The organism is Streptomyces sp. NPDC059909, from assembly GCF_042730885.1.
Taxonomy (GTDB): Bacteria; Actinomycetota; Actinomycetes; order Streptomycetales; family Streptomycetaceae; genus Streptomyces.
The window spans coordinates 758-1,027 of sequence record NZ_JBHWKX010000278.1 but is presented as its reverse complement, the minus strand read 5'-3'; the positions used below and the strand labels follow the sequence as shown (position 1 = coordinate 1,027).

Annotated in this window: 1 pseudogene; it reads right to left on the bottom strand. The window is 75.6% G+C overall.

Annotation, left to right across the window (positions count from 1 at the left end):
* A pseudogene (locus tag ACFV9O_RS40835) lies at positions 1 to 270 on the bottom strand (protein translocase subunit SecD); the annotation flags it as partial.

The following is a 270-nucleotide window of genomic DNA, read 5'->3' as shown; positions in this document are numbered from 1 at the left end:
GGGTGAACTCCACGCCCGTTTCCAGCCCGCGCACTCCGGGTCCGGCCAACGCCACCAGCAGCACACCGCCCGAGACGAGCAGCCAGCGGCCGCTGAAGCGCATCAGCCGGGGCGGACGCTGCTCCAGCCGGGTCCGCAGCCGCCCCTTCCCGGTCATCCCGCTCGTCTGCGGGCGCCGCCGCACCAGCCCCCGGCCCAGCGCCCAGTCGGCGAGGACCCGGGTGATGACCAGCGCCGAGATCATCGAGGCGAGCACGCCGACCGCCAGCG